Here is a 14,564-nt window from a genome sequence, read left to right as displayed (position 1 = left end):
TTCGAACAACAAGATTTTTTGCTTAGTGTAGGGTTTTCACAACCCTTGGAAGGTTGTGCCTTTTCCATTCCGCAAGTTTTCGCCTTCGTAAAGAAACTAAAATCGACCAAAGAATCCCCACAGTAATGCATATCCACCGTGAATGACAATGTCGTGAACAACACCACAAATGCCATTAGAATAGACAGTATTTTATGCAAAAACCTTCTCATCCTGATAAATTTACAAAATTATATTCAAGGTGGTTTCTTGAAAAAAATTTAATCGTCTCTGTTATTTTAAAATAGTTTCAAACAAAATGATTTATTTACACATGTTTATAACAACCCCTTTAAAGAAAAGCAATTTATCTGTTATAAAATTACTAACTCTTAAATAGGAATAAATTCCCTTTTTATATTCTTTCCAGAATCTTTTTTCAAAATCCTTATTCCAGGACATAGTTAGATTTTTTTATGTCATCTTCCGTTTCGAACTTTCCGTCTGAACCTGCAGAAACAATTAAATATCCCTTGCCATCTTCTGTCACCGCATATTGGTAAGGTCTATTCCACGAGTCCGTTTTCCATTCCTGTTGCATCGGATTATTTCCAATCAATTCATTTAAGTCTGTTGGGTAAGTTCCATACTCTTCTTTCCAATTTTCCATTCGTTCAGTTATTTCCATAATTTCTTTTTTTGTCTTTTTTGGAAAAATTGATATTCGCTGGTAACTAAAAAATAGAAATGAACTTATAATTCCGATTACCAAAACTGAAATAACCATTATCGAACTCGGTTGTAGAAAATACCTTTGAAACGGTCTTTTCTTTCCGTCGGCTTTTTCCTTTTTCGAGATTTTTTTATGGTGTTTATAATCTTCACGAATCAGTCCAAAGTTTACTAATATTTCTAAAATTAGTTCGGTCATTCAAATGTGCTACAACAATTGGATATCCGTAATAACGAATATCTCTCTTGTATAAAACTACTAAATCTTAGACGGGCAGAAAATCCTTTTTTTGAACTTTTGTCTACCACAGACCCTTTTTAAGGGGCATAATTTTTATATTCATATCCAATTTTTTTGAGCCAATCAAGTAATAATTTCCATTGTGGCTCAATCCATTGTGAAGTCAAATGATAGTTGCCGCAAAAGATTTCTTTCGAATAGTATCTTTTTCTACCATATTCATCTTCAATAGGTCTGTTTTTATTTCTTAAAACTTCAAAGTTAGAGTTGAAAATTCGTTTAGAGTATTCAGGTTTTTGAAGTTCAATTATTTCTCTGTCAGACAAAAGGTTCAGGTCAAATGCTTTTCTAAAACTATGTTGAACAAACTGTCCAATTTTCATTCCGTTCACTTCCTTTTTTGAACTTGTTATTCGATTAATTATAGGTTTTGGTCCTGTTATTTTTGACTTTCTGTTCCGACCGTCAAGATTCATTAACTTAATTGCACGAGAAAACAATTCAGCCGTATCGTGTTCCTCATCTATATTTATCAAAAGTGGATCAACAATCTCCACATAAAACTGTTCATTTGATATAAAGTCAATAGAAATATTGTCATCGTTTATTACTTCTTTTGCTTTTATCATCAAATTCTCGATAATTACTTGTGTAGCTGGATTAACTTTTGGTGTGATGAAATATGATTTAAATTTTTCATTTTCGTCAAAGTAAGATTGCATTATAAAAACTGTTCTAAAAATCTTTTTTACAATTCTTATGGCAGTTTCGGTTTTGCTTCCATAGTTCAACCCTGCTGAATGAAATGCTACATCTATTCCATAAATTGTTTCTTCTGCGGTATTAATTCCTATAACATCAATTTCGGCTTGTTTAATCAATTGGTCAAATGAACTTTTTTTAAAGATTCCACTAAAATGCTCTGATGAAGTAATCTTATTAAATAATACCCTTGCTCTTTCTTTTTCATATTTGGTTACTGTCCATTTTCCACTTGTAGTCCAATTGGTTTGTACGATTCTACATCCTTCAACATGTTTTAAATAACTGTAAATTAGAGATTCCGCAATTTCTATTTTCATTTGAATACGATTTTTAGTCCAATGCACATTGACCAGTAGATATCTGTGCTAATACCAATATCTGTATGGCATAAAACTACCAAATCTAAAACGGACAGAAAATCCTTTTTTTGAACTTTAATTTAATTACCCCTATTTAAAACACTTATCACCAAACGTTTTACTGTTTCCATTTCTTCAGGCTTACTGGAAGCAATGAATAGTGTTAAACTTGCCAAGCTATCATTACTGATAATTACTTTGCCATTTTGAGAAACAAGCATACTGTTAGCGCTTAGGAATTTAAGAAAACATGCCGCTGCTATTCGCTTATTACCATCAACAAAGGAATGGTTTTTAGTAATTAGGTATAGTAGAGTGGCAGCTTTTTCTTCTATGGTTGGATAAAAATCCTCAATTCCGAAACCTTTTGTAATCTGTGCGATGGAGCTTTGAAAGTTTTTGTCCTTTTCCTTTCCAAAAACTTCAGAATCAAATTTAGTTGACATTTGTTGTATAAGTACTTGGTATTCCTCTATGCTAGGAAATATGGCTTCTTTTTTAGTTAGGCCTTTCTTGTCCAATCTCTCGTGATCGTAGTCATCCAATAGTTCCAAACCCTGGGAAAACAGTTTCAGCCATTCATTACTTTCATGGTTTGACTTTTCTTCCATTGCCCTACCCAATATCGAAATACCGTTTCTAAGTATTTGGATTTCCTCTTCCTTTTGGGCTAACCTGTTTTCATTGACAACATAACCCTTGACTAGATATTCTTTTAGCGTACGGGTAGCCCATATTCTAAATTGGGTTCCCTGTTTCGAATTTACTCGGTAGCCAACTGAAATTATTGCGTCTAAATTGTAGAATAAAACTTTACGTTTTACATGTCTATTACCTTCTTTCTGAACTACCGAGTATTTCTCGGTAGTTGCTTTTTTATCCAATTCCTTGGTGGTAAAGATATTTTTCAAATGTAGGCCAATGGTATCGGTATCTTTATCAAACAACTCCGCCATTTGTTTTTGATTTAACCAAATGGTGTCATTATCCAACCGAATTTCTATGCTTGGTTTATCATCGTATAGAATAATCTCCCCCCTATTCATCCTGTTTTAGGCTAAAGGTAAGAATCAAAAAAAGAACCAATTAACAATGCATTGCGATTAATGACCCTTTTAAGGATGTTATAATCACATTCTCTAAGCATTTAATCATTAATAATATTGTTCCTCATTAGGATTTTTACGTGACTACTTCCTTGGTTGGTTACTTAGTCGCTGACTTGTTCGGTTACTTGTTCGCTACTTGTTCGGTTTGGATTCCTGAGAATCCTTTTTTTGAACTTTCAACGGTCTTGTGTATGATCAGTAGCAGATTTTTAGCAACTACTTTTCAGTTTATAATATACTTTAATTTAAGAAAATTAGCATCGATAAAGCACTCAAACTGCTATTGCTTATACACGTTGTTGTGCATAGTGCTTTTCATGTTCAGCTTGGGTTTCCGATGTTTGTTTTTAGTTCGGATTTGAGTGTTGGCAAGACATACTCTTTTACAGTTTTGGTGGTGCGCTGGCTTGAGCGACTGTAGATGTGTATGGCTTTCGGCGTTGGCATTTCAGTTGTCATCATTTAATTCGCATGTTTCTGCGTCAAGTTCCGTTTCAATGGTGTAGTGATGGAATTTGTATTCTTGCAAGATGTATTTTACTTCTTTTTTAACCGTCAGTATCTGGTCAAATTCGGTAATGTTCTTCAATTTTATGTGTGTCGTAAAAACGTGGTTTTCGCCCTCTTGCGACCATAAGTGTGTATGATGTAATGATGCAACATTGTCCAATTGCAGTACGCTGTTTTTAATGGCATCCAGGTCAATGTCTTTTGGAACACCTTGTAAAAAAACAAATAATGTCTCTTTTAAGCGCTTAAATACATTGAACAAAATATAAAGGGTAATAAGCAATGATAATGCTGGGTCGAGGTAATTGTTATCATAGAAGTATAAAACAATCGAAACGATAAGCACAGCTACCCAACCCAAGACATCTTCAAGTAAATGCAAGGAAACTACTCGTTCATTCATAGATGTTCCTTTGCTCACTTTCCAAGCTCCATAACCGTTTACAGCTACACCAACAATAGCAAAAAGTATCATTCCTTGTGCATCAGAATGTTCAGGTTCTATTAATCTTTTTACAGCCTCGTAAATAACATATGTCGAACCAATTAAGAGAACAATACTGTTTATCAACGCTCCAAGTAGCGAAAAGCGTTTGTAGCCATACGAGAATTTATTGTTCGCGCCTTTTTTCGATTTTTGGTCCAAATACCACGATGTTCCGAGCGAAAGACTGTCGCCCAAATCGTGAACAGCATCTGAAACAATAGCAATACTATTTACGTACAAACCACCAATAAATTCAAAAACGGTAAATCCTAAATTTAAGAAGAATGCAATTTTTAAATTTTTTGATGAATGCTGGCGATGCGAATGATTGTGCGACATAGATTATTTGTTTTGAAATAACACTTCAATATCACTTGGAATCGGCATTTTTCTCAATGGTGGTACATTAGCACCACCTGTGTTACCAAGAGGAACGTGATTAATAAATGATTTCCAACCGCCAATAAGCAACCTAATAATTTGACCTATAATTTCTTTGAAATCTTTCTGTCGAAATCCAAATTTTAGCATTAACCAATGGGAATAGGTATGCTCTACTGGGTAAGATTGACCAATAATATGACTTCGCTCTAAATGATGCCAAGCACTATTATAGTCTCCATTTCTCAAATTGAACCTATAGATTTCTAACTCGCTTGAATAAGCCTGCTTTAGGTTTTTCGGAATAATGGTATTAAATTTCATAATTTAAAATTATTGTACTAATGTAAATTGAAATAAGATGCAATGGAGGTGCATTTATAGCCCGCTACATTTATGGCAAATACCTTTAACAACCAAATTTATATTTTCTGAAACAAAACCTTTCGGAACTTTAATCTGCGGTATTTTATGCTCGGTTAAGCAAACAGTTTCGTTGCAATTGATACAATGAAAATGAAGGTGCAAATCGTTTTCAATTTTACAATTACAGCCTTTTTCACAAAGTGCATACTTAGTAATTCCTGTTCCATCGTCTATCTGGTGTACGATTGCTTTTTCTTCAAAAGTTTTTACGGTTCGGTATAAAGTTGTCCTGTCAGCTTTCTCGAAATTGTTTTCAATATCACTTAACGCAACTGCGATTTCTTTTTCTGCCAAAAATTTATAAATCAATAAACGCATTGCGGTAACGCGGATATTTTTACTTTCTAAAATTTGCTCTATCTTTTTCATATTTAATCGTGGTCTTCTTTTCCAAAAGGTTTTATGATTACGCCAACGCTAAAAATAAATCCATCCGTTGGTGCGTAAATTTCAGGGTATTCTGGATTTTCGTGTGGTGGCAAAACCAATGGCGAAAATCTGCTCTGTCGTCTATCGGTAAAGTTTTCAAAGTTTACGAAAACACTACCAAATTTAAAGTTTCGCATCGCCAATAAGCCCATTGTTACAAAATCTGTTGTTTCTATTCCGTTGGATAATCTTTGCTTTCCTGTATAGAATGTTTCGTAACCAATACGCCATTTGTCAGATTCATACATTAATACACTTCCTGCATTGTGCCTTGCAGTTAATGGTTTTTGTGGGTTACCTGCTAAATAGTTCAATTTGGTATCTATAAACGCATAATTTAAAAACCATCTGAAATCTTTGTAAGTGAATTTGATGTTTGTTTCTGTACCTTTGCTTAAAATCTCTTCTGTTGCATTTTCATATTCGAAAAAGCCATCATCCGTCCTATTTAGCAATAATCCATTATTGATTGCAGTCACATAAAATAATTGATTAACCGAAAAGCCTATAGTTTCAAATAATCGAGTTTGGTAATTGAAATCAAGATTTACACCGTAAGAACGTTCTGCTTTTAGCTCTTCTTTATCGATTGCAAGGATATTTTCAAAATTGATTAATTCTGCCTCTTCGGTAAAAATATCTGGAATTTTGTAACCCAATCCGCCACCTATTCTGCTCGAAAATTCGCTATCGTTTTTATATAATAATGAAACTCTCGGAAGTGGAAAAAAACCAAAATCGGTATTGTAATCTGCTCTTAAGCCAGTTTCTAATATCCAACTGTCTGAAATATCGTAGATATTATTGGCAAACGCTCCGTAGGTTACATCGGTTTGGTCACGCTGTAGTCGTGCATTTTCGTTTTCATCAAAATTTGAAGTGTATAAATTTGCACCGAAAATCCAGTCTGCTCTTGAATTTTCCTTTTGATATGAAATCTCCGTAAATGAATTGATTTGTTTTCCGTCAAACATGAAATCTGGAATGGTCAAATTTCTATCAAAAAACGATACGCTATTTTTAATGTTGAAAGAACTCACTGAATCTAATTGCGTTTTGTAAACCGCTTGACTGCTCAATCGTTTCGAAGTGTTTTCTTCGGTATATTGATGGATTCCATTTTTGCCATGTTCTATTTTTGTGATGTCGCCACCAATTCTGTCGTCATATGTACCATTAAGTCCAATCCAAAATGTAGTTTTTTCAGACGGATAATAAAAGAACTTTGGATTGAATGAGATAGATTTGGTTTTCGGCAAGTTACTGAAACCATCATCTTCTGGGTCATACGCTTTTTGATAATGACCAGAACCGTACATCGAAACACCAAATTTCTCGTTGCGTTTGCTGTAGAACACATTTGCTGTACTACCCAACGCTTGTGTTTGGGTCAACATAATGTCCAAAGCTGGTTCTTCGTTAGGTGTTTTTGAAACCATATTTACCAAACCTGCAATTGCACCACCACCATATAGGGTAGATGAACTTCCTTTTATGATTTCAAATTGTTGCAAGTCCAAAGGTGGAATCTGTAAAATGCTTAAACCGCTTGAGAAACCACCATAAAGTGGAAAACCGTCTCTTAAAAGCAGTGTGTAACGACCATCAAGACCTTGAATTCTAATATTTGTGTTTCCGCTACTTAAAGAGGTTTGTTGCATTTGGATTCCTGTGCTTTCCCGAAGCACCATTGAAATATTAGTTGGGTTCATAATGGCTTTTTCGCCCAATTCTTCTGCACCAATAAATTCTATTCTTGTTGGGATTTTCTTTACGGTTCTCGTATTCCTTGAAGATTGTATAACAACTTCATCGAGTTTGTTACCGCCTGCTTCGAGCTGAAATGTAAACGCATATTGCGTTTCTACTTCAATACTTGTATTTATGGATGTGAAACCAATGTATGAAATTTTAAGTTTCTGCACTCCATTTGGAATTTCTCTAAAAGTTGCGATACCATAAAAATCAGTTACCGCTCCTTTTCCCAATTCCGGGAAATAAACTGTTGCTCCCAGTAAAGGTTCGCTATCAGTTTTTGAAACTACTTTTATTTGTATATCAGATGTTTGTGCTTTTGTATTAAAGCACGCTATCATTGTGAGCATTAAGCTCAATATGTATTTATTCATTGAAAATGTAAAATTGATTAACTAAAAAATTTGGGCTATTTTTTTAGCTATTCAATTGTGGCGGTTGCCAAATGTTGGAAAGAAAATCGAAACGATAGTTCGATTGATAATTTGAAAAAACCTCTGTTGAGATTTTTTCGTTTAGATTCAACCTGAATGTTTTGACTGGCACGTAGGATATAGCCATTCCACAGCAATTGCAAAGACAAGTTATTGGGCAGGAATCATCATTATCCTCTTGATGGTTGTGATTTGCGCTTATTTCGTCTTTATGTAAATCTTCCGCATTGTTTCCATCTGAACAAGGTTTTATAGATAGAACAAGAAATAGAATGGATAATAAGACTGCGATGTTTTTCACTTATGCAAAGGTAAAATTTTTTACGTGCAATGGTGTTGCAAAAGTCGTTTCCTAATTTTTTTATTCTGTTTTTGAGCGTTGGCAAAAACAGCTCTTTTATTTTTTAGGCGTTGGCTCTTTGTGGTTAGAAAAAATAAATGTGTTGTTTGTGCGGTTGGGATATTTTGTTCTAATATTGAATTTCAGTACGATTATCGCATTATGCACAACAATTGGATATCCGTAATAACAGATATCTCTTTTGTATAAAACTACTAAATCTTAGACGAGCAGAAAATCCTTTTTTTGAACTTTCCCCAAGAAACTAATTCATAGCCAAAATTGTAAAAATAACAATAGGTCCCTATAAGTGAGGGTATATCCGTAATAAGTGAGGATAAAAGAAAATTGATTAATTAAATTATTTTCTTGTATTGTTGCCTCACACCAAAAAGTTTAGTTCATCATTATCAAATATCTGACGTAAACGTTGTTCCGATATTTCAGTTGTATTCTCATCAATTTGATGTTGTCTAAGAGATTCAATATAAGTACATGTAAGTTTACCTGGTGCAGTCATAAACTCCCCACTTTTAAGCGCTAAACTTAAAAACTTCTGTACACGTTCTGGTTTGTTTTTTGGTGTAAAATTTCCTTTAATCTTTAATTCTGCCATTTTTTAATCTAAATTTTTCATCCCTAACTTATAAAAGTACTCAATGTGAGACAGGAAGAAAATATATTTATTTGAGTACTAGAAACTCTCCCTTAATCTGATAATCATTCGGATTTAGCTTATCCTTACTGTGGAAAAATGCATTTGCATAGCTTCTAGTAATTGGTTTTTCTTTAAAAAACATATTAAATAAATCGACATGGTTTACTTCTTCTGGAAGTGTACTTAAATCAAAATCGTTTTCCAAATATTCCCTGAAACTATCTTTAAGGATGTGGATGGAAACAAATTTGTATCCTTCTGGAACCCGTTCCAATAATTTATTACGACCATTGATTTTTATAGATGTAAACCCTAACTCTCTATAAAGAATGTTAAACACTTCTAATTGGAAGAATTCATATTGCATCTGTCCATTAATCATTCTTTTATATTTAATAATATTTGTTTGCATCAATTATTAAACTTTTTCCTAAGATAGTAAGTACAGTTTGTTATTACTGTTTTGCAATAATAATTTAGGGTCAATCCTTGATGAGTGAGAATTGAGATAAAATTATTAATTCAACTTTTTAAATGAAAAATCCTTTAATGCAGTATCAATTAACAATTTTAAATCTTCTTTTTGCTTTTGACTTTCTGCGTTTGATATGTGATTCGCTTCAATTGTTGCCCGAAATAACTTTTCAATTCCCTTATAGAACTTAAACAATCGTTCTGTAATTGGTATTACCAGATTATATTCTTTCTCATTTACACTTTCACTTGGAATTACCAACCCGTCCCTAAAATCCACATACAATCCTTTGTTTTTTAAATCATTAAAATCTTGTATCTCCTCAACTCTTTTCTTTAAATTTGATAAAGGCTTATAAGCCATGTATACTGCATATAGATTATTAAGCAAAGAATCTATTACGTTTTTTTTATCGGATTTAAAGTTCAACTTTGCTGAATTCCAATTTTCTTTGGCCTCAAAAAGTTCGTAACCCGTTTCGATTAACTGCCAGATTTGGTGCCTAATTTTATGATCTTTAAAGAATTTTGAAGCTTCTTCAAGCTTGTAAACCTTATAACCTTCAGAGTGCAATAAAACTAGAATTGCTTTTACCATTTCTTCTGAGCTCAATATTAAAAGTGAGGTTGCAATACTGAAAGAATTCTTTGTAGCAGCAAGTAATTCCGAATTTTCTTTCAGTCTAAGTGCATTCTCAAATAGTGGTTTATCTAAACCCTTAGATTCCTCTGAGGTTAAATCAATAAACTTTTTCATTTACTATACTTCTTAAAATTCTCCGCTTGCTCAAAGATTTCCTTGTAAACTTCATCCCTTTCTACTGGTGGATAGCCATGCTCATCTAAAAGAAGTATTAGACCTACTTTTAAAGCAGATTTAATATCATCTCTTTTGTTCCAATCCGGAAACTGTGCTTGACCATCAACCAAATCTTTAACAGCGCGTGCCAGTTCAATTAATTTATCTTCGGGATAACTGAAGTCATACTTTACACAAAGCTCCTTTAGGATGTCATAAAATGCTTTTTCCTCAAAATCAATCCCTAAATCATCACCTGCCTTAAATTCTTTGTAAACCTCCCAAATCATATCTGTAATTTGCTTGGCAAAATCGTCCAATACCACACTCTGTAATACATCATCTTTACGCTCATTGTATTTCTGAACCAATGATTCCATTTTTTTGGAGAAGTCAACGCCTTTTACTTTATTTACCTTCTTCATTTCGCCAATAGCCTTGGCCAACAACTGTTGTAACAATTTGATCTTTGTATTGGGCAGCTTTATTTTATCAATTTTCGCCAAGTAGTGTTCATCAAAGATGTCCTGCTCTTTCTCAGTTTCTTCGCCCATTTTAAAAATCTCATCTACACCATCACTTTGTAAAGCATTCTTTATCATTTCCCTTACTTTGGCATTCATTTGGGCGGTGTCAGGTGCATCCCCTTTGGTAAGTTTGAAAACAATAGACCGAACTGCTAAGTAGAAATGGGTAAAATCCCTTTCCTGTTGTGTCAATTCCCCACTCCCTGCACAGATATCATAAGCTGCTTTTAATCTTTTAACCAAGCCCATAAAACGAGTTTCCATATCCTTGGTCAGCTGTACAAATTCCGCGGCCATATTCAGGGTGTTCAATTGTTCCAGTGCCGTACCATTAAAGTATTTTGAGCTATCTAATTTATGTAACAATTTAGCCAGTAAATCCAAGTGATTTCTGACCACTACCAAGGATTGTTGTATATCCTCAAAATTATCTTTATCGCCCTCTGAGTATTTTTTAAGGGCTAGGTTCATTTGTTTTTTGATGCCAATGTAATCCACCACTAAGCCCTTATTTTTTCCTTTGAATTTACGGTTCACACGGGAAATGGTCTGTATCAGGTTATGTTGTTGGATAGGCTTGTCAATATAGATAGTGTCCAAGAAGGGGACATCAAAACCGGTCAACCACATATCCACCACAATGGCTATCTTGAAATTGGATTTCTCGTTCTTGAATTGTCTGTCAAGTTCCTTGCGATAATCCTTTGTGCCCAATATATCGTACAATTCCTTTGGGTCTTCTTTACCACGAGTCATAATCATTTTGATACGCTCCATAGGTTTGATTTCCCTCTTATCTTTATCTGAAAGCACTGCCCCTTCTTCTGCAACTTTTACTTCGTTCCATTCAGGTCGTAATTCTAATACATTCTTATAAAATTCATAAGCAATACTGCGAGAACTACTTACGAACATTGCTTTTCCTTTTATAGTAGCACCCTCTGTAACTCGGTTTTCGTAGTGATGAACAAAGTCGGCTGCCAATTCTTTCAGTCTGTCCGGGTCGCCAAGAATGGCATTCATATTTGCAGATTGCTTTTTACTTTCTTCTACCTGGTATTCATTGGCTCCAGCTTCCGCAGCTTCTTCGTAATATTTCTCAATCTTTTCTAATTCGCTATTCTGTAAAGCTATTTTCGCTGCTCTACCTTCATACACAATGCGCACCGTTATCTCATCCTTAACCGATTCGGTCATCGTGTAGGCGTCCACCACTTTACCGAATACATCTAAGGTCGCATCAACTGGTGTTCCTGTAAAACCGACATAAGTTGCATTGGGTAAAGAGTCGTGTAAATACTTAGCAAAGCCAAAAGATTTTTTCACGCCCTTTTCTGTAACTCTAACTTTTTGGTCTAAATTGGTTTGACTTCTATGTGCTTCATCAGAAATACAAATCACATTAGTACGCTCACTTAATAATTCAATATCTTCTGTAAACTTGTGAATGGTGGTTAAGAATACACCACCACTTGCACGACCTTGTAATAGCTCTCTTAATTCAGCTCTGCTTTCTACGCTTGTTATCGTATCATCACCGATATAAATTTTAGCATTGGTAAACTGTCCTGAAAGTTGGTCATCTAAATCGGTACGGTCTGTAATGAGAACGATTGTAGGGTTTTCAAAATATTCACTCTTCATTAATAACCTTGTGAGATAGAGCATGGTGTAACTCTTACCGCTACCAGTCGCTCCAAAGTATGTTCCACCTTTTCCGTCTCCTTCTGGTTTTTGAGCTTTTTTGATATTGTTGTATAAAGCTCTTGCGGCATAGTATTGTGGATATCGACATACTATTTTTTCATCTTTTTTAGACGTATCAGGTATGTAAATGAAATTCTGAATAATATCCCTTAATCTGTTTTGATGAAGCATTCCCTGAATAAGGGTAAACATACTATCAATACCATCTACATCTTTAGATAAACCTGATATTCTACGCCACGCATAGTAAAACTCATAGGGTGCAAAAAATGAACCTGCTTTGTTGTTTACCCCATCACTTATAACACAGAATGCATTGTATTTAAAAAGCTCTGGAATATCTCTTTTATAACGTGTTGTTAACTGTACATAAGCGTTATGGATGGTGCAATTCTCTTGAATAGCCGTTTTAAATTCAAACACTACCACTGGTATTCCGTTGATGTAAATAATACCATCAGGAATACGTTTTTCTGTACCTACAATTTCAAGTTGGTTAACAAATTTGTAGATGTTATTGTCTCCGTATTTTTCTTGAGGTTCGGCTACTGATAGAGTGTCTAAGTTTTTTCCTTGAATTTGACGGTCTAAGCCCACATAGTCAATTAAAGATACCCAAATATCCTTTTGGTTACGGTCTTCTCGCTTTAGAATAAAACCATCAGACAGCCACTGGATTATTTTTTTATTGGTTTCATATAAATCAGAAGCAGGTAAGGTTTTAAGCTGTAATACAATGGATTTAGCCTCGGTAAGGGTTAATCCTTCTTTTTTGTATTGTGTTATTAGAAACTCGATGAGATCTTCTTCAATCAACACTTCTTCGGGCATACGGCTAATGGTATTCCCTAAAAAATGTGGATAACCTTCATTACCCAATAATTCTATAAACGCTTCCTCTAATTTTGCTTCTGTAAATTTTTTCATTCTTGTACTATAATTTGCCAATAGCCTTCTTTTCTACCACCTACACGTTCTATCAAATTGGCATTTTTGAGTTTGTCTAAGTTTGAAAACACTGCACGTTCTGAAATACCTATTAATGTTGAAATCTCTTCTGCCGTAATAGTGGCATCTATTGCCAATAGCATCAAAATAATAAAGCTGTTTGGCAGCTTCTTATATGAAGGTTTACCTGATGTGTTTTCTGAACCTAGTATTTTCGGTATTTCAAATCCTTTCCCGAAGTTTTCCTGAAGCTTTCCTGAAGTTATTCTGAAGCTTTCCTGAAGTTCGCGCACCAAGGTGGGCAAATTATCCTTGATCCACGGCAAAAACCCATCTCCACTAGGTTTATCACTGCTTCTCAGTGTATGAAACTCTTTTTGTAATGTATCCCAATCACTATCAGGAGCAGGGTTATGCGAAGCCTTACCTGAAGATGGAAAAACCATTCTGGTAAAATTGTCCATGAACTTAAAACAGTAGCTACCGTAACTTTGTAATATCCTAGGAATCCCAGAACCCAATTGTTCCACTAACTCTACGTCCTTATATACACGCATTAGTTCTTTGTTCCTGGGAATGGAAACACCCTTAAAAAAATCTTCCTGGCTCAACCCTTCCGGCAGGGAACCTGCTGAAGTAATCTCTATCCTGTCATCGAAAACCTCAAATTTAGGGGGTACCTCCCGAGTATAATCGTTATGCACAAAAGCATTTAAAACAGCCTCTCGCAAAGCTACCGCGTTCCATAACCGTTCCTCTATTCTTTCTTTGGAAGTAATAGTGGCAAAGGTTGTATTCTCTACTTCCAATTTATCCAAGACACTCTTGGTGGCCTTGATTAGGGAACAATAACCGTACTCGTTATTTTCAGCAAGGTTAACCCGGTCCAAACCATTGTATTTGGCTACTTTAATGGAAATGTTATTGACATCAGCCAAAAGGTAAGCTGCATAGTTTAAATCGCCATCTTCTGTTAGCAATTCCAGGTTTTTCTTGAATTGACTGTTCAGGGTTTTGCCCTTTTCCTGATAATAAATGGAAAGCTGTTCAAAATTAAGGTCCTGACGATGGGATTTTATCTTACCGATAGAGTTACGCGTCCTACCAGCAAAAAGCTTATCAATCATTGCCTGTGGCATTGGCTCGGCCGCTGTACCTACACGCAAAAAACAACCTTTCTCGGTCATCCCATATTTTTTCTTGAAATAGGGTTTTTCGCTGCCGCTGGCCACAATGATTTTAATGATAGGCTGACCGTCTTTTTCTTCTGACACCACATCGAACAAGCCCATAGCCGAAGGAGCAATGTTGTTTTTAATGCGGTCTTTTATTTTAAGCATATCGGCGTCTGAATCAGTAACACCTAAGGTCTTTCCATTTTTATCAATACCGATATAGACCAAACCGCCCTCGTGGTAGTTTAAAAAGGCTACCACTTCTTTTTCCAAATCTAAATCTTTGGTGAGTTGTGCTTTGTATTCTATGCGGTTGGTTTCTGTCATAA

The 14,564-nt window shown here is 34.8% G+C and carries 13 protein-coding genes; all 13 read right to left on the bottom strand.

Annotated elements, in window-relative coordinates; genetic code table 11:
- Positions 1 to 427: 427 nt before the first annotated feature.
- A complete protein-coding gene (locus FBT53_RS16070) occupies positions 428 to 766 on the bottom strand; it encodes a type II secretion system protein GspG (RefSeq protein ID WP_255578245.1) in 339 nt (112 codons plus the stop codon).
- A gap of 263 nt (positions 767 to 1,029) precedes the next feature.
- On the bottom strand, positions 1,030 to 2,034 hold the full coding sequence (locus FBT53_RS06455; protein WP_136950346.1) for a hypothetical protein: 1,005 nt from the start codon (positions 2,032 to 2,034) through the stop codon (positions 1,030 to 1,032).
- 122 nt (positions 2,035 to 2,156) lie between these two features.
- Positions 2,157 to 3,122 carry a RhuM family protein gene (gene rhuM / locus FBT53_RS06450; protein ID WP_136950345.1) on the bottom strand — a complete coding sequence of 322 codons (966 nt, stop codon included), beginning with the start codon at positions 3,120 to 3,122 and terminating at the stop codon, positions 2,157 to 2,159.
- Between the two features lie 511 nt (positions 3,123 to 3,633).
- On the bottom strand, positions 3,634 to 4,521 hold the full coding sequence (locus FBT53_RS06445; RefSeq protein ID WP_136950344.1) for a cation diffusion facilitator family transporter: 888 nt from the start codon (positions 4,519 to 4,521) through the stop codon (positions 3,634 to 3,636).
- 3 nt (positions 4,522 to 4,524) lie between these two features.
- Positions 4,525 to 4,887, bottom strand: coding sequence for a DUF3703 domain-containing protein (locus FBT53_RS06440; protein WP_136950343.1), 363 nt, complete (start codon positions 4,885 to 4,887; stop codon positions 4,525 to 4,527).
- A gap of 54 nt (positions 4,888 to 4,941) precedes the next feature.
- Positions 4,942 to 5,358 carry a Fur family transcriptional regulator gene (locus FBT53_RS06435; protein WP_136950342.1) on the bottom strand — a complete coding sequence of 139 codons (417 nt, stop codon included), beginning with the start codon at positions 5,356 to 5,358 and terminating at the stop codon, positions 4,942 to 4,944.
- Positions 5,359 to 5,360: 2 nt separating this feature from the next.
- A complete protein-coding gene (locus FBT53_RS06430) occupies positions 5,361 to 7,547 on the bottom strand; it encodes a TonB-dependent receptor (RefSeq protein ID WP_136950341.1) in 2,187 nt (728 codons plus the stop codon).
- Positions 7,548 to 7,590: 43 nt separating this feature from the next.
- Positions 7,591 to 7,908 (bottom strand): DUF6660 family protein, encoded by a 318-nt coding sequence (locus FBT53_RS16385; protein ID WP_136950340.1) that lies wholly within the window; start codon positions 7,906 to 7,908, stop codon positions 7,591 to 7,593.
- Between the two features lie 421 nt (positions 7,909 to 8,329).
- A complete protein-coding gene (locus FBT53_RS06420) occupies positions 8,330 to 8,563 on the bottom strand; it encodes a hypothetical protein (protein ID WP_136950339.1) in 234 nt (77 codons plus the stop codon).
- 67 nt (positions 8,564 to 8,630) lie between these two features.
- Complete coding sequence (locus FBT53_RS06415; RefSeq protein WP_136950338.1) at positions 8,631 to 8,987, bottom strand: hypothetical protein; 357 nt, start codon at positions 8,985 to 8,987, stop codon at positions 8,631 to 8,633.
- Between the two features lie 135 nt (positions 8,988 to 9,122).
- Complete coding sequence (locus FBT53_RS06410; RefSeq protein ID WP_136950337.1) at positions 9,123 to 9,836, bottom strand: AbiV family abortive infection protein; 714 nt, start codon at positions 9,834 to 9,836, stop codon at positions 9,123 to 9,125.
- Positions 9,833 to 13,039 (bottom strand): type I restriction endonuclease subunit R, encoded by a 3,207-nt coding sequence (locus FBT53_RS06405; RefSeq protein WP_136950336.1) that lies wholly within the window; start codon positions 13,037 to 13,039, stop codon positions 9,833 to 9,835. The genes FBT53_RS06410 and FBT53_RS06405 overlap by 4 nt, the downstream gene beginning before the upstream one ends.
- Complete coding sequence (locus FBT53_RS06400; protein WP_205729023.1) at positions 13,036 to 14,562, bottom strand: RNA-binding domain-containing protein; 1,527 nt, start codon at positions 14,560 to 14,562, stop codon at positions 13,036 to 13,038. Before FBT53_RS06400 ends, FBT53_RS06405 begins: the two co-directional genes overlap by 4 nt.
- Between the last annotated feature and the right edge of the window lie 2 nt (positions 14,563 to 14,564).

The organism is Flavobacterium sp. ASW18X (assembly GCF_005144745.1).
GTDB lineage: Bacteria > Bacteroidota > Bacteroidia > Flavobacteriales > Flavobacteriaceae > Croceivirga.
The sequence above is the reverse complement of the archived record's forward strand: the minus strand, read 5'-3'. Positions and strand labels throughout refer to the sequence as shown.